This is a genomic window from Pokkaliibacter sp. MBI-7 (assembly GCF_029846635.1).
Classification (GTDB): domain Bacteria; phylum Pseudomonadota; class Gammaproteobacteria; order Pseudomonadales; family Balneatricaceae; genus Pokkaliibacter.
In genome coordinates, this window is record NZ_JARVTG010000001.1 from 1,862,291 (window position 1) to 1,885,804 (window position 23,514).

The 23,514-nt window shown below is 59.1% G+C and carries 17 protein-coding genes; 10 read left to right on the forward strand and 7 right to left on the reverse strand.

Features of this window, described 5'->3' with window-relative positions; all coding sequences use genetic code 11:
• The first annotated feature begins 1 nt into the window (after window position 1).
• Together QCD60_RS08320 and QCD60_RS08325 are read left to right on the forward strand one after the other, a co-directional pair.
• Window positions 2-1,846 (forward strand): sigma-54-dependent Fis family transcriptional regulator, encoded by a 1,845-nt coding sequence (locus QCD60_RS08320; protein WP_279784179.1) that lies wholly within the window; start codon window positions 2-4, stop codon window positions 1,844-1,846.
• Window positions 1,847-2,270: 424 nt separating this feature from the next.
• Entirely contained in the window at window positions 2,271-3,245 is a 975-nt protein-coding gene (locus QCD60_RS08325; RefSeq protein ID WP_279784181.1) for a calcium/sodium antiporter, read from the forward strand.
• 26 nt (window positions 3,246-3,271) lie between these two features.
• On the opposite strand, the gene QCD60_RS08330 is transcribed toward QCD60_RS08325, so the two are convergent.
• The 6 genes from QCD60_RS08330 to QCD60_RS08355 form a co-directional block, all read right to left on the reverse strand.
• Complete coding sequence (locus tag QCD60_RS08330; protein ID WP_279784183.1) at window positions 3,272-4,069, reverse strand: hypothetical protein; 798 nt, start codon at window positions 4,067-4,069, stop codon at window positions 3,272-3,274.
• Between the two features lie 139 nt (window positions 4,070-4,208).
• Complete coding sequence (locus QCD60_RS08335; RefSeq protein ID WP_279784186.1) at window positions 4,209-6,224, reverse strand: autotransporter domain-containing protein; 2,016 nt, start codon at window positions 6,222-6,224, stop codon at window positions 4,209-4,211.
• A gap of 159 nt (window positions 6,225-6,383) precedes the next feature.
• Window positions 6,384-7,262 carry a FecR family protein gene (locus QCD60_RS08340; RefSeq protein WP_279784188.1) on the reverse strand — a complete coding sequence of 293 codons (879 nt, stop codon included), beginning with the start codon at window positions 7,260-7,262 and terminating at the stop codon, window positions 6,384-6,386.
• On the reverse strand, window positions 7,249-8,571 hold the full coding sequence (locus QCD60_RS08345) for a surface lipoprotein assembly modifier (RefSeq protein ID WP_279784190.1): 1,323 nt from the start codon (window positions 8,569-8,571) through the stop codon (window positions 7,249-7,251). Before QCD60_RS08345 ends, QCD60_RS08340 begins: the two co-directional genes overlap by 14 nt.
• 612 nt (window positions 8,572-9,183) lie before the next feature.
• Window positions 9,184-9,858 (reverse strand): DNA repair protein RadC, encoded by a 675-nt coding sequence (radC, locus tag QCD60_RS08350; protein WP_104153768.1) that lies wholly within the window; start codon window positions 9,856-9,858, stop codon window positions 9,184-9,186.
• Between the two features lie 127 nt (window positions 9,859-9,985).
• Window positions 9,986-10,453 carry an HPP family protein gene (locus QCD60_RS08355; RefSeq protein ID WP_279784194.1) on the reverse strand — a complete coding sequence of 156 codons (468 nt, stop codon included), beginning with the start codon at window positions 10,451-10,453 and terminating at the stop codon, window positions 9,986-9,988.
• A gap of 249 nt (window positions 10,454-10,702) precedes the next feature.
• Between QCD60_RS08355 and coaBC the strand changes: the two genes are divergently transcribed.
• From coaBC to QCD60_RS08375, 4 genes are all read left to right on the forward strand, one after another.
• A complete protein-coding gene (coaBC, locus tag QCD60_RS08360; RefSeq protein WP_279784196.1) occupies window positions 10,703-11,986 on the forward strand; it encodes a bifunctional phosphopantothenoylcysteine decarboxylase/phosphopantothenate--cysteine ligase CoaBC in 1,284 nt (427 codons plus the stop codon).
• A 57-nt stretch (window positions 11,987-12,043) separates the two neighbouring features.
• Window positions 12,044-12,502 carry a dUTP diphosphatase gene (gene dut / locus QCD60_RS08365; RefSeq protein ID WP_104153770.1) on the forward strand — a complete coding sequence of 153 codons (459 nt, stop codon included), beginning with the start codon at window positions 12,044-12,046 and terminating at the stop codon, window positions 12,500-12,502.
• Between the two features lie 107 nt (window positions 12,503-12,609).
• On the forward strand, window positions 12,610-14,004 hold the full coding sequence (locus tag QCD60_RS08370; RefSeq protein WP_279784199.1) for a phosphomannomutase/phosphoglucomutase: 1,395 nt from the start codon (window positions 12,610-12,612) through the stop codon (window positions 14,002-14,004).
• A gap of 189 nt (window positions 14,005-14,193) precedes the next feature.
• A complete protein-coding gene (locus QCD60_RS08375) occupies window positions 14,194-14,886 on the forward strand; it encodes a DUF2461 domain-containing protein (protein ID WP_279784201.1) in 693 nt (230 codons plus the stop codon).
• A 12-nt stretch (window positions 14,887-14,898) separates the two neighbouring features.
• Here QCD60_RS08375 and QCD60_RS08380 read toward each other — a convergent pair whose 3' ends face one another.
• Window positions 14,899-15,585 carry a TetR/AcrR family transcriptional regulator gene (locus QCD60_RS08380; RefSeq protein ID WP_347950185.1) on the reverse strand — a complete coding sequence of 229 codons (687 nt, stop codon included), beginning with the start codon at window positions 15,583-15,585 and terminating at the stop codon, window positions 14,899-14,901.
• Between the two features lie 444 nt (window positions 15,586-16,029).
• Between QCD60_RS08380 and QCD60_RS08385 the strand changes: the two genes are divergently transcribed.
• From QCD60_RS08385 to QCD60_RS08400, 4 genes are all read left to right on the forward strand, one after another.
• Complete coding sequence (locus QCD60_RS08385) at window positions 16,030-17,229, forward strand: efflux RND transporter periplasmic adaptor subunit (protein ID WP_279784204.1); 1,200 nt, start codon at window positions 16,030-16,032, stop codon at window positions 17,227-17,229.
• 11 nt (window positions 17,230-17,240) lie between these two features.
• The gene (locus QCD60_RS08390; protein ID WP_279784206.1) at window positions 17,241-20,393 is read left to right on the forward strand and encodes an efflux RND transporter permease subunit; all 3,153 of its coding nucleotides are present in this window, start codon (window positions 17,241-17,243) and stop codon (window positions 20,391-20,393) included.
• Between the two features lies 1 nt (window position 20,394).
• Window positions 20,395-21,834 carry an AdeC/AdeK/OprM family multidrug efflux complex outer membrane factor gene (gene adeC, locus QCD60_RS08395; RefSeq protein ID WP_279784208.1) on the forward strand — a complete coding sequence of 480 codons (1,440 nt, stop codon included), beginning with the start codon at window positions 20,395-20,397 and terminating at the stop codon, window positions 21,832-21,834.
• 258 nt (window positions 21,835-22,092) lie between these two features.
• On the forward strand, window positions 22,093-23,481 hold the full coding sequence (locus tag QCD60_RS08400; protein ID WP_279784210.1) for an esterase-like activity of phytase family protein: 1,389 nt from the start codon (window positions 22,093-22,095) through the stop codon (window positions 23,479-23,481).
• Window positions 23,482-23,514 lie beyond the last annotated feature (33 nt).

Genomic DNA, 23,514 nt, shown 5'->3' on the forward strand with positions numbered 1-23,514 from the left:
CATGAAGGCATTCGATCTGGCCCCTGCGGCTACTCTGGATCACCTCCGCCGTCAGCTGATTCGTGGCGAGCACATTCCCGACGGCATTCTCCCCGCCAGCATTGCCCGTTCCTGGACACGTTCGCGTGATGCCGGTATCCATCCCTGGGAGCCGCGTCTCAGCCGTCCGCTGCATACGGAAGAACGTCGCAGCGACAGTGATCAGCTGCTGTGCGACGTCATGTCCGGCGAGCTGGAACGACTGTGGCAGGCCTTCGGTGGTGATGACTGGACGGTATTCTGTCTGAATCTGCAGGGCGTACTGATCGCCGGGCGTCAGGCCAGCCCCCGAGGCAGTGTGCATGCTCTGCGTCAGGGTGTGCGGGTCCACGAGGCAGACATCGGCACCACCGCTCCCAGCATTACCCTGATCGACGGGCTGCCCATGGTACTGCAGGGTGCTGGTCATTATCTGAAAGAGTTCGAGCGTTTTTACTGTGTGTCCGTGCCCGTTTACGATCATCTGCATCAACTGGTTGGCGCGCTGGATCTGACCGGTATCGGCAAGCGCAATACACCACTGGTCATGGAGCAGTTCCAGCGGGCGGCGCTGTGCATCGAAAATCGTCTGTTTGTCCATCATCTGGCACCCCGTTACCGCCTGCTGAGCCTGCAGCCGGATGCCAGCCAGCTGGGGGCGACCGTACAAGGTCTGCTGGCTGTAGATGATCAGGGCCGCTTACTGCAGGCCAACTCCGCAGCCCGACGTATGCTGGGCTGGCAGAGCAGCAGCCCTCTGCCGGAATCTCATCGGGATGAACTCAGTCAACGCCTGCACAGGCTGCTGCGCACTGATGAACCTGACAGACTGGCCCTGCAGGACGGTTCCCATCTGTATGCCCAGCCCTATCAGCCACTCAGCAACCGACGGCCACGCCACACTGCCAGTCAGCCGGCTGTCCGCACATCCCCGCAGATGAGTGCGCTGCAGTTACCCTGGCAACAGGCCAGCAAGGCCTTCGCGGCAGGTATTCCGGTGCTGCTGCAGGGTGAAACCGGCACCGGCAAGGAAGTGTTTGCCCGCCAGCTGCATGATCAGTGCTGTCCGGATGCGCCATTTATTGCCCTCAACTGCGCGGCGATTCCTGAAAGCCTGATCGAGGCCGAACTGTTCGGCTACGAGGACGGCAGCTTTACCGGCGCCCGCCGTGGCGGTGCCAGTGGCCGGCTGGAAGATGCCGACGGGGGTACCCTGTTGCTGGATGAAATCGGCGACATGCCGCTGGCCCTGCAGAGCCGTCTGCTGCGTGTACTGCAGGAACGTCAGGTCACCCGGCTGGGCAGTTCACAGCCAAGGCCGGTGTCGTTTCGGCTGATCAGCGCCAGCCATTGTGATCTGCCGCAGATGCTGGCCAGGCGCCTGTTCCGTGCCGATCTGTTCTACCGCCTCAGCGGCCTCACCGTGACCCTGCCGCCGCTGCGGCAGCGACAGGATTTCAACCAGATACTCGATCTGCTCTGTGCACGTTATGGCACCGATATCAGCCTGACCGCCCGCCAGCTGCTGGCCACGCAGCCCTGGCCGGGGAATATCCGCCAGCTGGAGCATTGTGTGCATCTGGCTTCGGTGCTGGCCAGCCCGGCCGGAACGATAGAGCCACAGCATCTGCCCGGTCTGCAGGCGGCCACACCGTCATCGCCCTGCACGGCAGGTCTTCTGCACGACAACGAGCTGCAGCTAATTGCCAGCGTGGTCGCTATGCACAACGGCAATCTGGCAGCGGCAGCACGGGAGCTGGGTATTTCCCGCACCACGCTGTACAAGAAAATCCGCGCCAACCCTCATCTTGCTGAGCGACCGCACTAACAGGCTGTTGAAAATCTATCTGCGTTGCCGAATACCGCGTCAAAAACAGGCTCAAAATGCTCATTTAGCTCACTAAACTCCGCTTTTTCGCCTGTTGTTTCCTTGTCTCGGCTGCCTCGATAACGTTTTTCAACAGCCTGCTAAGGGAACGACGGCCCTGTGCTACACATTTTGTGCACAAATAGTAGCCAGGTGACTTGGCCATACTGCCGTCATCTGCTAGATTCTGCAGCGTTCTTGGGGGAGTAATCACCCGGCCTGTCCGGGATGGCTGTCAACAGTCTCCGAATCCGTCAGCGGATTTGTGGCAGTCATGTTCCATACCAGCCTGCTGGCAGGAATTGATGAGACCTGAGATACCCGACCTTTGCAGGGTGGCAAGGTGCGGTGTATCTCTCGTCTTTAGCCACCCTGAGAGTCTGTTATGCTACTTGCCCTGCTTGCTATCCTCGGCGGTCTCGCCGTTCTGGTCTGGAGTGCCGACAAATTCGTCGATGGCGCTGCCGCCACCGCCCGCCACTTTGGCATGCCTCCCCTGCTTATCGGTATGGTCATCATCGGCTTCGGTACATCAGCACCGGAAATGGTGGTCTCCGCCCTTGCCGCCAGTGATGGCAATCCCGGCCTGGCGCTGGGTAACGCCTACGGCTCCAACATCACCAATATCGCCCTGATCCTCGGCCTGGTGGCCATCATCAGCCCCATCGCCGTACATTCTCAGGTACTGAAAAAGGAACTGCCGGTGCTGATGGGCGTTACCCTGCTGGCCGCCTGGCAGCTGTGGGATGGCGAGCTGAGCCGGATGGACGCGGTAGTGTTGCTGGTGGTGTTCTTCGCGCTGATGGGCTGGAGTATTTATCAGGGCATGCAGGGTAAGGACGATGCCCTGGGCGCAGAGGTGGACAGCGAGCTGCTGGAACATCCGATGCCACTGAAAAGCGCCTTGCTGTGGCTGCTGGTGGGGCTGGTGCTACTGATCATCAGCTCACGCTTTCTGGTATGGGGCGCGGTGGAAATTGCCCATGCCTTCGGCGTCAGTGATCTGATTATCGGCCTGACCATCGTGGCCGTGGGTACCTCACTGCCGGAGCTGGCGTCGTCACTGATGGCTATTCGCAAGAACGAGCATGATCTGGCCCTGGGCAACGTGATCGGCTCCAACCTGTTCAACACCCTGGCGGTCGTGGGTATCGCGGCAGCCATTCACCCGCTGGCGGTCGATCACACCGTGCTGCTGCGCGACTGGACGCTGATGGCCGTGCTGACAGCATCGCTGTTTGTGCTCGGTTACGGCTTCAAAGGCAAACAGGGGCGGATCAACCGGGTGGAGGGCGCTCTGCTGATGGCCGTCTATCTGGGTTATAGCGGCTATCTGGCCTACACCGTGATCAGCGCCTGAGTTTCTCTTCAGGAGCCGAGGCGTCATCACTCCCTGACCAGCCACTGCTGCAGCACCGACCAGCGGCAGCAGTGGTGATCCTCCCCGGGGATCACCGTCAGCTCAATAGGTATCGCGGCCAGCGCCGATGTCAGCGTGGCCAACGGGACGTTGTCATCCCGCTGCCCCAGTACCAGCACACGTCTGACGCCGTCCCGCCACTGCCGCTGTGTGGCAGGGTTGATCGAATCGGTCAGCAGGGAATAGTCATGGGCGCGACTCCAGGCATCAATATCCAGCGGTGCCGCAATGGCCAGTACTGACGTCACTGCGGGCACCCTTTCCGCCACCAGCACCGCCAGCACCCCACCACCGGAATAACCCACCAGCTTGACCTGCCGCGGCGGTACAGGCTGCTGTGCCAGCCAGCCTTGCAGCGCCACAGCCATGCGCGCCACGACCTCTTCACTGTACCGCCCCAGTGTCCACAGACGAGCAGAGCAAGGCGGGCTGGCATCGGTATTGAAATAACAGGGGCGCCCCAGATACAGCGCACCGTCCTTATCCTGCAGTAACCAGTCCAGCGCGGGAGTACGATCAGGGGTCGGGTCGGCAGACACATAACGACCATGGGCCAGCCAGGGTCGCCCGTCGCCCTCGATATAGATATGCAGCACCGCCGGATCACGTGGCGTGCGCTGAAAACTCTGCAAATGAAAGGGGGTGGCAGTGAGCACTTCACTGCGCAACCCACCGGCAATGGCACGCTGTTTTGCCTGTTCGGCCAGACTGGCACAGCCAGTGAGGCCGAACAGACACCCCAGCACCAGCAGCAATCTGCTCATCCCTGTTGTCAACGCGTTGCTGCCCTCCCTGCCCGGAATGGAGAAGTAATGTGTCAGACCTGATCGCCGTGACGACTACTGATCGCGGTAACCAGAACTGGCCGCTGTGGCTAGAACTGATAGCTGTGGGTTTACACAGCTAAAACTGATAGTTGTAGCGCAGCTGCAGTGAATGCTCGCGATAGTCATCGTTGCCGTACAAGCCTTCGATTCTGATGGTCAGGTTACTGTTGGTATTGAAATCCTTGCGCACCCCGACGCCGATGCGGGCATAGTCACTGGGATTACCCGCAATATCTGTCTTCAACACCTGCGACGGATCACCGGCAAACACCGCCGAGATGGAGCGGCCACCGTCGTTAAACTCATGCTCCCAGGCCAGATACAGCTCGCCCTGCGTGGTGGGATTGAAGGTATAGAGAATACGGCTGCCCACTTCTGACAACACTGAGTCGGTACTCTGGCTGCTGATACTGAGATCGGCCGAGCTGCCGGACTCGGTATAACCCTTGATTTTCAGGTGGGAATAATCGAGACGCACGAAGGGTTGCAGCCCCCATTTGCCGTACGCCAGATCCTTGCTGACGCCGACCGATGCCGACCACAGGTCGCCGTGGGTATCACCATTGGCCACTCCGAACCCGGTATTGCGGCTGGTGTCGTACTTGATGTTGCTGTAGCCGATCACCGTTTCCAGAAACAGCGCCGGGATCATCTCATAGGAGGAGTAGGCCATCAGACTGTAGGTGTCGGCATTGGAGCCATCACCGTTATCGACGCTGGCATCGGCATTGGAATAGCCAAAGGCGGCGCCGACCTGCGTCCGGCTGCTGACATAACGGTCAAAGCCCAGCACCAGACTGTAGTTGTCGCTCTTGTAGCCATCGGCATTGCCACTGGCACCCTGCTTGGTGCGGGAATAAATGCCCTGAATAAACATGCCGGAGTCAGACGCATCCGCCGAGGCGGCCCCGCCACTGCTGCCTGTTCCTCCACCCAGCTGCAACTCACTGCCGCCCACGCCCACCAGTCCCACGCCGTTCATGCCCATGCGCTTCTGGCCCAGCCGCAGGCTCAGCAAGCGCCGGACGGCCTGCACACTCTGCATCGATGAGGTGGTCAGCTGGCCGTTATTGACCGGTGTCAGACGACGCAGACGACTGCGCAGCACATCGGGGTCGGTGCTTTCTGCCAGACTGGAAGCGACCTCCTGCAGGGGTTCACAGTCAGTCACGATCAGCACCGCGCAGGCCTGTGCTGCGGCCCCCGACGCCGAGTCACAGTCAATGCCGACCAGTGACGGCTGCTCCGAGGCAATCTGCGCAATCAGCGCAGCAAACTCGGCAGACAGCGCCGCCAGCGCCGTGGGGTCGAGATAAACACTGCGCAGCTGATCAATGTCCATGGCCGTACCCCCGGAACTCAGGGCAATCTCGGTATAGTCAGACTGGGTAGTGTCAAAGGTCGGTACCAGCACATAGCCCTGCACCTTGGAAATCACCCCGTTGCTATCCTCGACATAGGCATAGCCGGTATCGGGGTCCGCACCGACCACCGCAATGGCGGTGTTGCCATTCTTGTCGGTGAAATGCTGACTGACCACCACATGCAGTACGGTCTTGTTAGTGGTCAGCTGACTGACGACGGACGCCTTATCGACCGTGGGGGTCAGATCAGCCGAGTCATTATCACGGTCTTCATCAGTGATCAGCAGAATGGATGATCCGGCATTGGCGCGGAATTCGTAGTTGCGATAGATGTAGTCGATGGCGCGGTAGCCGTCTTCGGTACTGCCCGAGACGGCCAGCTGTGGGGTCACCGCATCCAGTTCAGCAGAGGTTCCGAAATTACTGGCACTGTCCAGCGTGAAGTAGTGATAAAGCGCTGAGGAGGTGGTTTCACGCCCGCCCTCACTGGCCGTTGCCGTATCGGAGGGGCTGCCACCAAACCCCATCAGGCCGAACTGATTGGTGGTAATACCCTGATCATTGAGCAGCTGGTCGATATTCTTGATATAGCTGCCGATAAAATCCTGTTCACCGGACATGGAGCCCGACTCATCAATGGCCACCACCATATCGAAGGTCGACGCCGCCAGGGCGCAGGTAGACAACGCACTGCCGCAAAGAATTGCGGCAAGGGGAGTGAGTTTCATGACTGATTCCTTTGCTCGTGCCTGAATGCCGGTGCCTGTCTGCACACCTTGGCAAAAATCGTCTGGGCAGGGACAACTCACTCCTGCGGGCAGGTGGCAGGCCACCTGCCGTTACCGCCTGTATTCTTCGCTACATTTATTCTTCACTGCGTGACCCGCTCAGTCCGCTACCGGCGTTTCATTCGAGGACGTGTTGGTATTGCTGGAGCCGCTGCAACGATCGCAGGGCTCCTTCGACAGCACCTCGGGCTGACTGAGATGATCACCGCGCACCGGCAGCACGCCGGTATCCAGCATGCGCTGCACTTCCGCACTGACATCGCCCGCAGGCACCAGCCCGCGCAGCATCGGCGGTGGCACATCGAGCAGGGTCAGACGGCCGGTGTGGCGATCAATAAAGAAAAAGTGCGGACTGCTGACCACCTGCTCCTGGCTGTTGGCGCCATGCGGGCGTATCCCAATGGCACCGGAGTAGACGCCCCCCGCCAGCCCTTCCTGACTGTTGAAATCCCGCGCACAGCGCAGATCGCAGTACAGCAGCTGATAGTGGGTACCACGGATACCGATGGATGCCACCGGCGTCTCCAGCTGGTAGCTGGCCGGATCGCTCTTGCCAATCTGGCCGGACAGGGTGCGCATGCCGCCCTTCACCAGCTCCATAAAGGCCTGCCCGTCCTGCGGACGCTGGGCATTGAACTGATAGGTCTTAAGCTGAAACACCGACTCCGGCGTCAGGGCGATAATGGCGTTATCGATCATCCGCACCTGCAGCTGGCTGTCGGCAGCGGTTTCCAGGGTATCGTCAGCCACAACCGCATCGCGGCGTGCCAGGGGCCGCACGGTGCCATCGGCGGCACGCGCCTGCGTCTGGCCGGTACTGAGCAGCACCTTACCAACACTGTCGGCGGCCACGACCGGCGACACGGCACTGATCAGCAGCATGGCACTGGCCAGAGCCATTCCCTGCAGCGCCCATCCTGCGGCCTGCCGGCTCCGCGCTGTCATGACGGGGCGCTCCCCATGCTTAGCGGAAGTCATAGCGCACTCCTGTCTGAATCAGATGACGGGTGTAGTCGTAGTATTCGATGTTGGAGTCATTGCGGATCAGGCGATAACCGCCGGTCCAGCTCCAGGCTTTGTTGAAGTGCCAGCGCAGATCAATATTGAAGGCGCTGTAGTCATCCTCACGGCGTTCGTTGTAGATGCTGTTGGTGCCGTCATAGCGGCTGTTGAGGTAGTGCACAGACACGACCGTGTCGAGTTGTTCCAGCAGGGGCACCACTACCCCGGCCTGAGCGCCGATAAAGCGCCGGTCGGTATTGTTGTGCGCCTCTTCGCTGTCGTTATCTGCCTCATCCTGACCGTAGTAGGCACCGGCAAACCAGGTGGCCGACTGCTCGGTCGGCCCGCTGAACACCAGATTGACCCCGCCCAGCCATTGCACGCTGTCGCGGTCATCCAGCTCATAGTTGAGATCATGCACCCCGACAAAGGTGCCCAGACGCAGCTGCGCCGTGCTCTGAAAACCCCATTCACCGGTGACGCCGACGCGGGTCAGCGCGTTGTCGCCATCCAGCCGTTCATGGCCAGACTGCAGGGTGACTTTCCAGTGTTGCCGCTCATAGTCCCAACGACTGCCCAGATTGAGGTTTAGCTTGAAGGTATCCTGATCGGTACGGTCAAAGTAACTGAGGTTCTCCGCCCGGCCGTCAGCAAACAGGGTCTGGCTGTCGGACAACGGATGGTCATAGCGCCCGCCCGCTGCCAGTCCGAAGTAGCCGTCACTTTCTTCCAGACTGTCGGCGTTGATTACCGCCAGTGACGGCTGCTGATAAGGCCCCTGAGTCGCGTTGGAGTCCTGCCCGATAAAGGCTTCGACATAGCCCTGCAAGCCTTCCTGCCGCCCCCCGATGCCCAGCTCTCTCAGACGTTTGCGGGCTTCGGTGGCCAGCCCCGGTGAAGGATGGCGATTGAGTACCAGATACAGCTCCTTCCTGGCTGGCTGCTGTTGCTCCATGGCCAGATAGGTCTGCGCCAGCAACCAGTGGACCTCTGCACTGTCCGTACTTTGCTGCACACGCTCCAGTGCAAACAGCGCCTCCCCGGTCTGACCGCTGGCCAGCGCCGCCTGCGCATAGAGCTGATCAAACTGCGGATCGCCCTCCCACTCGCCACGGAACTGGCGGGCGACAAACCAGGCCTGAGTCGTATTGCCGTGAGCCAGCAGGCTGCGCAGGGCGTCCAGCGGGTCTGCTGCCTGCCCCGACTGCCAGGGCAGCAGTCCCATCAGGCCCAGACCCAGCAGCAGTCGCCGAGGGCCGCTGGCAGAAAGGTAAAAGCGCTTCATTGACGTCTCCTTGCATTGGGGATGCAGATGCGTCGTGCGACTGGAAAAGGACACAGCGGTCAGAATCACCGCCTCTATGTCAATCCGTTGCAAAAAATGTCAACTAATCGTCAATAAAGATAGCAGCGTGAAAAGACCTCGCAGGGAAGACACGTCGATTCAATGCTGAAAATATTTACTGCAGCGCGACATGAAGATTCAAATCACTCAACTACCAGTGCAGTAGACAGAACGATCACTGACCGCCTAACAGGTCGTTGAAAATCTATCTGCGTTGCCGAATACCGCGTCAAAAACAGGCTCAAAATGCTCATTTAGCCCACTAAACTCCGCTTTTTCGCCTGTTTTTTCCTTGTCTCGGCTACCTCGATAACGTTTTTCAACAGCCTGCTAAGCGTGGTTCAGATCACGCCTGCGCGCAGACAGAATGAGTAAACTGGCGAGAAAATGCGGGATGTTGGCAGCAATGGGTGGAGGTACGCTGGTGATCGATGCTGGCGCCGCTTCCTGATGTCGTCGTCGCTGCATCGCAGCATGAACATGGCCTCTGTAGCCATGTTCATGCACCACCATGTGCACTGATCGTGCACAGCAACCACTCACTTGCTGCGCTCAGCAAAAGCCTCGCTCAGCCAGAGACACCACCTGTCCGGCACCAACGACGAAGTGATCCAGCAGGCGTATTTCCACCAGCGCCAGTGCCTCTTTCAGACGCTGGGTAATCAGCTCGTCGGCGCGGCTGGGCTCGGCAATGCCGGAGGGGTGATTGTGGGCCACGATCAGGGCGGCGGCATTGTGGCGTAAGGCGGCCTTGACGACTTCCCGCGGATGAACCGAAGCGCTGTCGATGCTGCCCAGAAACAGCGGCTCGTAATGAATCAGCCGGTGCTGGCTGTCGAGATAGAGGCAGGCGAAAACTTCGCGCTGCTGATCACGCAAGTGGGCCAGCAGATAATTCTTTACCGCATCGGGGGAGGTGAAGCTCTGCTCACGACGCAGCTCTTCGGTCAGATGACGACGACCCATTTCCAGCACCGCCTGCAGCTGGGCGTATTTGGCGCTGCCCAGGCCATGCGCCTGACAGAACTCCTGCAGATCTGCCTGTAGCAGGGCACGCAGGCTGCCGAAGCGTTGTAGCAGTTGTTGCGCCATTTCCACCGCACTCTGCCCGGCCACGCCGGTACGCAGGAAGATCGCCAGCAGCTCGGCATCGGTGAGGGAGGCCGCTCCCTTGTTCAACAGTTTTTCTCTTGGCCGCTGCTCTGCGGGCCAGTCACGAATAGACATCCTGTCCTGCTCCCTGTGAATACTGCACCGGCTCCTTGCCCGCGCAGGCGACCCTATTTAGCCGGGCACTTTTCACTGAGTAAAGAGCAGCCGCGAAAATCCATGGCTGCGCGGTAGTCCTGAGACGTTACGCGGTAGTCCTGAGACGATGGCCGGCCAGATGATGATAGGCCCAGGCCAGCACCACCAGCAGCACACTGCCCGGCAGTACCGTTTGCCAGACAAAGTGCCAGTTCATACCGGAAAACAGCACCAGCAGCGGATTCGCGCCAGCCGGTGGATGAACCACCTGCAATGCCACCATGGCCGCCACACCAGCACCGGCGGCCAGTGGCAGGGCGTACTCCATCGGCCAGCCCATGTGGGCGATGGCTACACCGATACAGGCCGTCAGTACATGTCCGCCAATCACGTTCTGTGGGCGTGACAACGGGCTGGACGGCACCGCGAACAACAAAACACAGCTGGCGCCAAACGGCACCATCAGCAATACCCAGTTGAGCCAGTGATCAAGAGCCACCAGCGCAGCGATGCCGAGGGCAGCGCCACTGCCAGCAAGGAGGGACTTCAGGGTGTGGGAAACGACGACTTTCATAGATTGCCAACACTTATGCGGTCAAACGCCGCACGCTCTGATACCTCAGCAAGGGCACGGCGAGGCAGTTGCGGCGACTACGGGACAGGCATTCTAGCGGCAGCAGCAACCTGATTAAAATTCATCTCGCCGATGGCACAGATCAACTCAGGTGATATTGCACCGGTGGTAGCTGAGGACGGCTCAAACTGCAGGTGGTTTGTGATATGGTGTCAGGCCAATTGCACAGTGAGTACAGCCAGGATTGTGATGGTGGATTTATCCCTGCAAGGCAAACATATTCTGCTTGGTGTCAGTGGTGGTATTGCCGCCTACAAAAGCGCCGAACTGACCCGACTGCTGGTCAAGGCCGGGGCGCAGGTCAGAGTCGTACTGACCCGCGGTGGGGCTGAATTTGTTACCCCGCTGACCTTTCAGGCACTGTCCGGCAACCCGGTGTATCAGCATCTGCTGGATGAGCAGGCGGAAGCCGGCATGGGCCATATCGAGCTGGCCAAATGGGCCGATCTGGTGCTGGTCGCACCGGCCACCGCCGACATTATGGCGCGCTTTGCGGCCGGTTTTGGGGATGATCTGCTGACCACCCTGACGCTGGCTACCGAAGCTCCCATCTATCTGGCTCCGGCCATGAATCAGGCCATGTGGCGCGATCCGCGCACCCAGCGTAATGCCCACTACCTCAGCAGTATCGGCTGGCATCTGCTCGGCCCCGACAGCGGCAGTCAGGCCTGTGGTGATATCGGCCCCGGTCGCATGCTGGAACCGCAGGCCATCGTCGCCCAGTTGCAGTCCCATCATCGTCGCCCGACCAGTCAGTCACTGCAGGGCAAAACCGTCTGGATCACTGCCGGCCCCACCCGTGAGGCGCTGGACCCGGTGCGTTTCATCAGTAATCACTCCTCCGGCAAGATGGGTTTCGCGCTGGCGCAGGCCGCCAGTGAAGCTGGCGCACAGGTGCGCCTGATCTGCGGCCCGGTCAGTCTGCCCACGCCGGTGGGAGTGGAACGTGTCAATGTCGAATCGGCCGAACAGATGCTCAGTGCCAGCCTTGAGGGTATCCAGCACTGCGACATCTTTATCGCCGCCGCGGCCGTGGCCGATTACCGCGCGGCCGAGGTGGCCGAGCACAAGATTAAGAAACAGAGCGGTAAGGACAGTCTGGCCCTGTCGCTGATCAAGAACCCCGATATCGTGGCAACCGTCGCCGCCCTGACACCGGACCTGCGCCCTTTTACCGTCGGCTTTGCCGCAGAAACCCGTGATGTCATCGAATATGCGCAGGACAAACTGGCACGTAAAAAACTCGACATGATTATCGCCAATGATGTGTCTGCCGAAGGCATAGGCTTCAACAGCGACGACAACGCCGTCACCCTGGTCAGACCGCATCACGTGCTGACCCTGCCGCGTGCCAGCAAGCATGAGCTGGCGCGCAAACTGATTGAACACCTGGCCGCCGCCTACTACGACCCGGCCACACCGGCCGGCGAAACCATTGAGGCGACGGACGTGCAGGCTGTGGCCAGCCAGTGAATTCGGGCTGCTCAGGCAGCCCATACTGTTATTCAACGCAAACCGAAACAGACAGGCATGAAGCAGAATCTCCAAGTAAAAATTCTCGACCCGCGCATCGGTAACGAATTCCCCCTGCCCAGCTACGCCACTGATGGCTCAGCGGGCCTTGATCTGCGCGCACTGCTGGACGCCCCACAGACACTGGAGCCCGGTCAGACCACGCTGATTCCCACAGGTCTGGCTATCTACATCGCCGATCCCGGTCTGGCGGCGATGATCCTGCCGCGCTCCGGCCTTGGCCATAAGCACGGTATCGTGCTCGGTAATCTGGTGGGGCTGATCGACTCGGACTATCAGGGTCAGCTGATGGTGTCCTGCTGGAACCGTGGCCAGACCAGCTTCGTCATCGAGCCCGGCGAGCGTATCGCCCAGATGGTGCTGGTCCCTGTGGTGCAGGCCCAGTGGGAAATTGTCGATGAGTTTCATGCCACAGCCCGTGGCGAAGGCGGATTTGGCCACTCAGGGCGCCAGTAAGCGGGTTACTGAGGCCCAGACAGATGCCAGCCCATGTTTTATAGCCGTACACCTCTTCAACCAGAAAAAACTAGTCAGGATTCCAGGACTAAGGAAAGGAAAAAGCGATGAGCCAGTACACTCCCCTTGCAGCCGTTGATCCGTCAATCTTCCGCGCCTATGACGTACGCGGCGTGGTGGGTTCAACCCTGAACGAAAGCATCGTCTATCAGATTGGTCTGGCTATCGGTTCCGAAGCCACTGCCCGTGGTCAGAAGACCGTTGTGGTTGGCCGCGATGGCCGTCTGTCCGGCCCCAGCCTCAGCACCGCGCTGATGGATGGCCTGCGCGCAGCCGGTCAGGATGTGGTGGATGTGGGCATGGTCCCCACGCCGACCCTGTACTTTGCCACCTATCACCTGGGTTTCCCATCAGGCGTGATGGTCACTGGCAGCCACAATCCGGCTGACTATAACGGCTTCAAGATCGTCCTGGCGGGCGAAACCCTGTCTGGCGAGCAGATCACTGATCTGTACCGCCGCATCGCGGAAAAAGACTTCAGTCAGGGTGAAGGCAGCTACCGTGCCGTCAGCATCGATGACGACTACGTCAACCGCATCACCGGTGATGTGAAGCTGGCCAAGCCGATGAAAGTGGTGGTCGACTGCGGTAACGGTGTCACCGGTGAACTGGGCCCCCGTCTGGCCAAGGCACTGGGTTGCGAGATCATCCCGCTGTTTACCGAGATCGACGGTAACTTCCCCAACCATCATCCTGATCCCGGCAAACTGAAAAACCTGCAGGACTGCATCAAGGCGGTCAAGGAGCACGGTGCGGATCTGGGTCTGGCTTTCGATGGCGACGGCGACCGCGTTGGCGTGATCACCAACGCAGGGCATGTGGTCTTCCCTGACCGCCTGATGATGCTGTTTGCTCAGGACGTCTGTGGCCGTAACCCCGATGCGCAGATCATTTATGACGTGAAGTGCTCGCGTCTGCTGGCTCCTGCCATCAGCAAAGCCGGCGGCAAGCCGATGATGTGGAAGACCGGTCACTCACTGATCAAGGCCAAAATGAAGGAAAGCGGCGCTCTGCTGGCAGGTGAAATGAGCGGCCACATTTTCTTCAAGGAACGCTGGTACGGTTTCGATGACGGCCTGTACAGCGCCTGCCGTCTGCTGGAAATCCTGTCCAACGCCGACTGCGACGCTGACACCCTGTTCAAGCGCTTCCCTGAAGATGTCAGCACCCCTGAAATCAACATCGAAGTGACGGACGCAGGCAAGTTCACCATCGTCGAAGCCCTGCAGAAGCTGGACTTCCCCGGTGGCGACAAGTCCACCATCGACGGTGTTCGTGTGGACTTCCCCGATGGCTGGGGCCTGATCCGCGCATCCAACACCACCCCGGTACTGGTACTGCGCTTTGAGGCCGAAACCACTGAAGCACTGGAGCGCATCCGCAGCCTGTTCCAGGCGCGCCTGAACGAAGTCGACAGCTCGCTGGTGATTCCACACGAGTAAGACAACAAACTGCTGCGACCAGCAACATGACCCAGGAGCGTGTTCAGTTCTCAGGTCACCACAACGGGCATCTTAGGATGCCCGTTGTCGTTTTCGGGCCGCGCTTCGACACGTCCCTTTATTGCCCGTTGCCATCCTGCCTGCCACGTCGCAGACTGCCCTTCACTCCTCGGCACAAAGGGTATTGGCATGTCTGCATTTACCGGCTTTTCACCTGCGCTGTTCCAGTTTCTGCAGGAGCTGCGCAGCAATAACAACAAGGACTGGTTTGCCGACAACAAGGAGCGCTACCAGCAGCAGGTACAGCAACCGATGGTTGCGATGATGACCGCATTGCAGCCGGGTCTGCAGGCCATCTCTCCACACTTTCGGGTCATCCCTAAAGCTCATAATGGCTCGATGTTCCGCATCTACCGCGATACCCGATTTGGCCACGACAAAACACCTTACAAAACCCATGCTGCCTGTCAGTTCCGTCATGCCGTCGGTAAGGATGTGCACGCCCCCGGCTACTATCTGGAGCTTGCCCCTGAGCACGTCATCATCGCAGCAGGGATCTGGCTGCCTCCCACGCCGGTGCTCAATCAGGTTCGTCAGCACATCGTCGAGCGAGCCGACCAGTGGCAGAGCATCAAGACGGATGACACGCTGGCAGCACTGTTTGGCGGAATAGAAGGGGAACAGCTGCGCGGCATGCCACGCGGATTCAGTCAGGAGATGCCGCATCAGGAGGATGTGCGGCGCAAGAGCTTTATCGTCTCTGCCACCTGGCTGCCAGAAGAAGCGCAGCAGGATTATTTCTTCGACGAACTGTTGCGGACCTATGCCGCGGCCAGCCCGTTCATGAGCTTTCTGTGCCGGGCGCTGGAACTGCCCTTCTGAGCATGATCAGACTCAGGTGGGCGTCGTGACGCTCGTGTCTTTCAGTAACAGGTGGAGTACCTGCCCCAGCACCGCACGCAGCGGTTCACGGGCAGTCGACGGATTATGAATACCCCGCACCATCACGCCGTCGAAGATCAGGCATATGACCTCCACCCTGGCCTCCTGCTGCAGACGCTCCGCTTCACTTACTGCCGTGGTGCCAAAGAACAGCTGCCGGAAGCGCTGACGCACCAGCTGGTCCGTGTGGTGCAATTTGGCAGCGACGCGGGCATTGCGCGATGCCTCGGCCGACATTTCCACCATGATCAGTGGATTGCAGGATGTCACCTGCAACGCTTCCTCGACATGTAGCTGAGCCATCATACAATCGAGAAGATCATCTACCTGCAGCAGATTTTCAGACAGTTCATAGAACTGCTGGAGGTCTCGGTCGACGATAGCCTCGATAATGGCTTCCTTGCTGTCAAAGTAGTGATAGACATGGCCGGGGCTCATTCTGGCCATTTTGGAAATCGCTGACATACTTGCTCCATGGAATCCATGGGCGCAGAAACAATCTGTTGCGGCTTGGAGGATCTGATTGCGACGGGCTTCACTGCGACTTTCCTTATCGCTGAGAGCGGCATGCTGACTGGCAGTGGCAGTATTTTGACCCTGCGTGGGCGGGAGATTTTTGGTCATAAGCCCCTCTCTCATTCCTGTTGATATGTGCTGTGCCGGGATTGATCAGCCGGGTAGGGAAAAATAGAATGAACGAACGTTCATTCTAGTCTATTCGGCGCTTTGTTTCTCGTGCCGATGACGCCATAAGCAGACACCCTCATCCGGAGCAGGGATATCCCCCTCCCAACCGGTCATGGCGGTCCACTGGCACAAACCAGCTGGATATGTGTTCGCTGGGCCGTCCACTCATTCATTGCCCGATACAGACCGATCGGGTAGTGCTGCAGACAGGACGATCAGAACAGCGTGACAGCGCCAGGAAGAGTGTGAACTTCAGAACAATAAGACCCGCAGACAAGAGTTTAACGCCAAGTAAGGAGCCAGCAGGCTCCTGCCTGCATTGCAGGTACGTGTTGACAGTGGCGGTCGGCACCGGCGCACAGAATCCGTTTTGACGACGCATTTAGAGGTGGCTTTATGCATGTAAATAGACGTACCCGGCTGGCAGTGGCTGTACTGGTCAGTGCCATGAGCGTGGTATTGAGCGGCTGTAACCAGCAGGAATCAGCGGGGGCTGCCCAGCAAGCCCAGCAGGGAGGCGCACAGCAGCCGGTAGAAGTAGGGATCTATACCGTGCAGCCACAGGCGGTCACGCTGACCACTGAATTGCCAGGTCGCACCTCTGCTTATCTGGTCTCCGAAGTTCGCCCGCAAGTGGGTGGTATCATCCAGAAACGTCTGTTTACCGAAGGCTCAGACGTCAAAGCCGGTGATGTACTGTATCTGATTGATCCGGCGACTTATGAAGCGGAGCTGGAAAGCGCCAAAGCCAATCTGGCCCGGGCCGATGCCAACGTGGAATCAGCCCGCCTGAAGGCTAAACGCTACAAAGAACTGGTGCAGATCAATGCTGTCAGTAAGCAGGACTATGACGACGCCGATGCCTCACTGAAGCAGTCACTGGCCGATGTGGCCGCTTACAAGGCCGCCATTCGCTCTGCACAGATCAACCTCAACTACACCAAGGTCACCTCACCCATCTCTGGTCGTATCGGTAAGTCTTCCGTCACCCCAGGAGCGCTGGTAACCGCTAATCAGACCACCGCGCTGGCTACCGTGCAGCAGCTGGATCCGGTCTACGTCGACGTTACGCAGTCCAGTGTTGACATGTTGCGCCTCAAGCGTGAACTGGCCAATGGCCAGCTGAGCAAAGCCTCTGCCAGCGATGAAGCTAAGGTCAAACTGATTCTGGAAGACGGCAGCCTCTATCCCGACGAGGGCAAACTGGCGTTCTCCGATGTATCGGTCAATGAAAGCACCGGCGCAGTGACACTGCGTGCTGTGTTCCCCAACCCCAACATTATCCTGCTGCCCGGTATGTATGTGCGCGCTGAGATTGAAGAAGGCGTGCGTGAGCAGGGCATTCTGGTTCCTCAGCAGGGTGTGACCCGCGACATAAAAGGCAATGCCGTTGCCATGGTCATCAACAGCCAGGGCATCGTGGAAATGCACACCCTCAAGACCAATCGCGCGATTGGCGACAAATGGCTGATCGACGACGGCCTGAAAGCCGGCGATCAGGTGATTGTCGAAGGATTGCAGAAAGTCCGCCCGGGTGCACCCGCCAAAGGGGTAGCTGCAGGACAGGCGCAAGCTGCTGCAGCTAAGCAAGGCTAAGGGAGAAACACATGGCTCGCTTTTTTATAGACCGGCCTATTTTTGCCTGGGTTATCGCCATCATCATCATGATGGCCGGCCTACTGGCAATTAATACGCTGCCTATTGCCCAGTACCCCAGTATTGCGCCACCGGCAGTCACCATATCCGCCTCTTACACCGGCGCATCGGCGCAAACCGTGCAGGACTCCGTCACCCAGATCATCGAACAACAGATGAAAGGGATCGACAATCTGCAATATATGTCGTCGACCAGCGATTCGTTCGGTAACGTCTCCATCACCCTGACCTTCAACAACGGCACTGACCCTGACATTGCGCAGGTACAGGTGCAGAACAAACTGCAGCAGGCGACCTCATTGCTGCCGCAGAAGGTACAGCAGGCCGGGGTATCGGTATCGAAGTCTTCCGCCAGTTTCCTGATGGTGGCAGGTTTCTATTCCGAAGATGGCTCCATGACCCAGACCGACATTGCTGACTACGTGTCCTCCAGTGTGCAGGACATCATCAGCCGTGTGCCCGGGGTCGGTGATGTGACACTGTTCGGTGCGCCCTATGCCATGCGTATCTGGCTCGACCCGAGCAAGCTCAATAACTACAAGCTGACACCCGCTGATGTCAGTACCGCTATCGAAGCACAGAATGCGCAGGTGTCATCCGGTCAGCTGGGGGGTTCCCCTGCCATACCCGGGCAACAGCTGAATGCGACCATTACCGCGCAGTCGTATCTGCAGACCCCGGAGCAGTTCCGCAAAATCCAGCTGAAGGTGGAATCCGATGGTTCCATCGTCCGCCTGGGTGATGTTGCCCGTGTCGAGCTGGGTGCCCAGAGTTACGATCTGGTCGCGCGTTATAACGGCAGTGCCGCAGCAGGCTTAGGTATCAAGCTGGCTACTAACGCCAACGCACTGGATACCGCCGCTGGTGTGAAGAAAACCATCAACGAACTGGCCCCCTATTTCCCCCAAGGCCTGAAAGCGGTGTTCCCTTATGACACCACCCCCTTCGTCAAGATTTCCATTGAAGAAGTGGTGAAAACCCTGGGTGAGGCCATCGTTCTGGTGTTCCTGGTCATGTACCTGTTCATGCAGAACTTCCGCGCCACGCTGATTCCCACCATCGCTGTGCCGGTGGTGCTGCTGGGTACCTTCGGCGTACTCTCAGCCTGCGGCTTCTCCATCAATACCCTGACCATGTTTGCCATGGTACTGGCCATCGGTTTGCTGGTGGACGACGCCATCGTCGTGGTGGAGAACGTCGAACGTATCATGAGTGAGGAAGGCCTGCCGCCCAAGGAAGCCACCCGCAAGTCCATGGGCCAGATCACCGGTGCACTGGTCGGTATCGCGCTGGTGCTGTCGGCCGTATTCGTCCCGATGGCCTTTATGAGCGGTTCGACCGGGGTTATCTACCGGCAGTTTTCCATCACCATCGTTTCCGCCATGACGCTGTCGGTGCTGGTCGCGATGATCCTCACCCCGGCCCTGTGCGCCACTCTGCTCAAGCCTGTGGAAAAAGGCCATGGCCCCGGCCATGAGTACAAGGGCCTGTTTGGGCTGTTCAACCGTGGTTTCGATGGCTTCAATAAGGGTACCCAGAGTCTGGTCGGCGGTATGGTCAAACGCGGCATCCGTATGCTGCTGATCTACGCCCTGATCGTCGTTGGCGTAGGTTATATTTTCGTCCGTATCCCCACCTCCTTCCTGCCTGATGAAGATCAGGGCATTTTGCTGGTGCAGGCTATCCTGCCCGCGGGAGCAACGCAGGAGCGGACACTGGAAGTGATGAAGAAGGTTGAGCACCATTTCCTTGACGATGAAAAGCGCAACGTCAACTCGCTGTTCACCGTATCGGGCTTCAGTTTCGCTGGTCGCGGTCAGAACATGGGGATTGCCTTTATCATGCTGAAGGACTGGTCACAGCGTAAGGCAGAGGCCGACAAGGTACCTGCCATCGCAGGCAGGGCCATGGGCGCCTTCTCGCAGATCAAGGACGCTATGGTGTTTGCCTTCGCTCCCCCTGCGGTCATCGAGCTGGGTAATGCCACCGGTTTCGACTTCTTCATTCAGGATCGTGGCAACCTAGGTCATGATGCGCTGATGCAGGCACGCAATATGTTCCTGGGCATGGCCTCTCAGGATCATCGTCTGATGGCCGTGCGACCCAATGGTCAGGAAGACTCACCGCAGTACAAGGTCAATATCGATCAGGAGAAGGCCGGTGCGCTGGGCGTATCCATCGCTGACATCAACAACCTGCTGAGCGTCGCCTGGGGTGGTTCCTACATCAACGACTTCATCGACAAGGGCCGTATCAAGAAGGTCTACATGCAGGGTGATGCACCCTACCGTATGCTGCCCAACGACATCAACCAGTGGTACGTCCGCAACAGCGATGGCGACATGGTGCCGTTCTCTGCCTTTGCTACCGCGCAATGGACTTACGGTTCACCCCAGCTGCAGCGCTATAACGGCCTGTCTGCTTACGAGATCATGGGCCAGCCCGCCCCCGGAGTCAGCTCTGGCGATGCAATGAAGGCCGTGGAAGAAATCATGAGCAAGCTGCCCGCCGGTATCGGCTATGAGTGGACCGGCCTGTCCCTGCAGGAGCAGATCTCCGGCAACCAGGCACCGATGCTCTATGCCATCTCGGTACTGGTCGTCTTCCTCTGTCTGGCAGCGCTGTATGAAAGCTGGTCGATTCCGTTCTCGGTCATTCTGGTGGTGCCACTGGGCGTTCTGGGTGCGTTGTTGTTCACTGACCTGCGCGGGCTGTCCAATGACGTCTACTTCCAGGTGGGTCTGCTGACGACCGTCGGTCTGGCGGCGAAAAACGCCATTCTGATCGTCGAATTCGCCAAGGAACTGCACGAGCACGGCATGAGCCTGATCGAGGCCAGTATCGAAGCCATTCGTATGCGTCTGCGCCCGATCATCATGACCTCGCTGGCCTTCGGCCTCGGCGTGGTGCCGCTGGTTATTGCCAACGGCGCGGGCTCCGGCAGCCAGAACGCCATCGGTACCGGCGTTCTTGGTGGTATGGTGTCGTCTACACTTCTGGGTGTGATCTTTGTTCCGGTCTTCTTCGTCGTCATCAGCAAGGTGTTCGGCCGCAAGAAAGCCAAAGAGCAGGCCCCTACTCCGCGCATTGAGGAGAGCCATTAAGATGATGCGAACTCTGCTCCCCCTGACCCTGGCGGTCAGCCTGGCGGGCTGCGCCAATCTGGCACCGGACTTTATGCGTCCGACGATGCCAGTGTCTGACAGCTGGCCGCAGGGTGCTGCGTACAAACCGCAGGACGGCAATCAGACCGACGTCTCCGAACTGGGATGGCGGGACTTCTTTACCGATACCAAGTTGCAGCAGCTGATTCAGCTGGCACTGGATAACAACCGTGACCTGCGTGTGGCTGTGCTCAATATCGAGCAGGCCCGTGCCACCTTCCGGGTACAGCGCGCTGCGCAGTTCCCGGCGGTGGACGGCAATGCCAGCAGCAGCCGGACGCTGACTCCGGCAGACGTTGCCGGTACGGCGGATGCAATCCACAGCAGCACCTACGGGGTTAATCTGGGTATCAGCTCCTACGAGCTGGACTTCTTCGGACGGGTACGCAACCTCAAGGATCAGGCACTGGAACAGTATCTGGCCACCGAAGAGGCCAAGCGTAACACCCAGATCAGTCTGGTATCGGAAGTGGCGACGGACTACCTGACCCTTGCCGCCGATAAGGAACACCTGCGTCTGGCCCAGGAAACCCTGAAAAGCCAGCAGGCCTCCTATGACCTGACCAAGCGCAGTTTCGATCTCGGTGTTTCCACCGAGCTGGATCTGCAACAGGCCCGTACCAGCGTGGAAACAGCGCGCTATGACGTCGCGGTCTATACCAGCAGCGTCGCCAAGGACATCAACGCCCTGCGTCTGCTGCTGGGTACCGAGATCCCGGCGGAACTGTTGCCTGATACCCATCAGGACACCACCACCCCGGTGACTGCACTGCAGGACATCCCGGCCAGTCTGCCCTCCACGGTGCTGCTCAAACGACCTGATATTCTGCAGGCCGAGCACCTGCTCAAAGGCGCCAATGCCAATATCGGCGCGGCGCGGGCAGCGTTCTTCCCGAGCATCAGCCTGACCACCAGCTACGGCACCTCAAGTACCGAGCTGTCAGGGCTGTTCTCCGGTGGCAGCACCGCCTGGAGCTTTGCACCGACGATCAACCTGCCGATTTTCAATGCCGGGAAAAACCAGGCCAATCTGGACTCAGCCAAAGCGCAACGGGATATCTACGTTGCCCAGTATGAGCAGTCCATTCAGACCGCCTTCAAGGAAGTGGCGGATGCCCTGGCCGATCAGGGCACTCTGGATGAACAGGTGGCCGCTCAGCAGGCACTGCTGAATGCGACCCAGCGCAGTTACGACCTGTCCGATGCCCGCTTCCGCAGTGGTGTCGACAGCTATCTGACCGTACTGGATTCGCAGCGCTCGCTGTACACCGCGCAGCAGAACATCATCACTACCCGCCTGTCGCGTCTGACCAACATGATCACCCTGTACAAGGTACTGGGTGGCGGCTGGAAGGAGCAGAGCAACGGCGAGCCCCGCTGAGTCTCTGTTTAGCATCATGCTCACAACGCCCCGCCAGCCTTGCTGCCGGGGCGTTTTACTATGCACAGGCAGCGCACCGTCAGACTGCAATAATTCTGTTACCTGATCTTCGTAATCTCTTCACACCCCGTGCAGCAGCGCCTGCACAGCGACAGAACAATACTCACTTATGTGCGCAGATACCGTCCATAAGACGGCTGCCTGCCGCCTCATCCCGGTATATGCGCTCAAGAACAGGTTCAGAAAAGGACGACACCGATGAAGTACAGCCTGCTGGCACTCGCCATTGCCCTGACCTCCACCACCGCTCTGGCGGGTGTGGCTAAAGTGGAACAATTCAACATTGAGGTGGCCAAAGCCGATTATGTGCCCTATCAGGGTGCCTTTGCCGGGCGCTTCCCCGACGGCTTCACCACCGGTCTCGGCTCTGGGCTGCTGTTCAATGGCAAGAACGCCGATGGCTCGCTGTCGTTCATCGCTATCACTGATCGTGGCCCCAACGGCGACTCGCCCAAGCTGGTACAGACCGGCAGTGACGGTAACGTCAGCAAGACCGCCAGCAAGATGTTCCCTGCCCCGGCTTTCGTACCTGCGTTTATGGATGTAACCATCAAAGATGGCAAAGCGGTTGCTTCGGACAAAGTCGAGCTGAGTGATGAGCAGGGCAAGATCACCGGCCTGCCACTGCCAGCCAGTCTGATCGGCTCCACCAGTGAAGTGGCGCTCAGTGACACCCTCAGCGTAATAACCAGCGACAAGGCGAACGGTCTGGACAGCGAAGGCATCGTCAAGGATGGCAAGGGAGGTTACTGGATCTGTGATGAATACGGCCCCTTCCTGGTCCATTTGGACGGCAATGGCAAGATCACCCAAAAACTTGGTCCCGAGGCCGGCGCTGGCGAGAAAGCAGTCGCAGGTGGCCTGCCCAATATTCTCAAATGGCGCCAGCCCAACCGCGGTTTTGAAGGCGTGGCCTTTACCCCGGCTGGCAAGGTGTATGGTGCTGTACAGAGCACCCTCGACATCAACGGTGAAACCCGCAAGGTCGCGCAGTTTACCCGTCTGGTGGAGCTGGACCCGGCCACCGGCAAGACCCGCATGTTTGCCTATCCCATTGATGTCGGCAGCTACAAGCATCCGGGCGATGCCAAGATCGGCGATCTGGCCGCGCTGGATGACCATCGCTTCCTGATCATCGAACAGGGCAAAGGCAAAGATAAGAAGATGCACAATCTGGTCTATCAGATTGACCTGAGCCAGGCCACAGACCTCAGCGAGCTGAAAATCAACGGCAAGGAGCCTGAGTTCGCCAGCGCTGATGAGCTGCAAGCAGCAGGCGTGGTGATGGCCAGCAAGACGCTGGTTGCCGATCTGCGTGCCAACGGCTGGCAGGTGGAAAAGGCCGAAGGTCTGGCGATTGTCGATGATCACACCTTTGCCGTGGCCAGCGACAATGACTTTGGTCTGTCCACAGAGGTCGTCAATGCCGTGGAAGGCGCCAAGGGTGCTGATGACTACCAGACCGATGGCAAGGGTGAACTGATGCTGGACGGCAAGGCCGTTGCCAGCAAGGTCGAGCTGGAACCGCTGAAAGGGGCTGAAGCCCATTCCGCACTGTGGATCTTTACCCTGGACAAGGCGCTGTAAGCGACCCTGTTACCACTGCAGCCCGCCTCTCAG